Raw genomic sequence first — 258 nt, forward strand, 5'->3', positions numbered from 1 at the left:
ACCGGTTGGGTGAAGACCCCACGCTGGCGAGCAAGTTGGAGGAACTCAAGACGCGCCAGGCCCGCCAGCAGGCGCAACGCAAACAGCTTGAGGAGCGTGGTGAGACCCAGCGCTCCCGTACCGACCCTGATGCGCGGGCCTTGAACAAGCAACCAGCCTGTGACGGGCTACAAGGTGCAACGTTGCGTTGACGACAAACACCAGCTCATCATGCATTACCAGGTCACCAACGCCGGCAATGATCAGAACCAGCTCAGA

The 258-nt window shown here is 60.5% G+C and carries 1 protein-coding gene; it reads left to right on the plus strand.

Annotated features, from left to right (window positions below):
- Positions 1-191: hypothetical protein (locus E1958_RS20705; RefSeq protein ID WP_424945103.1), on the plus strand; the 191-nt coding region annotated here is incomplete at its 5' end.
- Between the last annotated feature and the right edge of the window lie 67 nt (positions 192-258).

Source organism: Candidatus Thiosymbion oneisti (assembly GCF_004359955.1).
Taxonomy (GTDB): domain Bacteria; phylum Pseudomonadota; class Gammaproteobacteria; order Chromatiales; family Chromatiaceae; genus Thiosymbion; species Thiosymbion oneisti.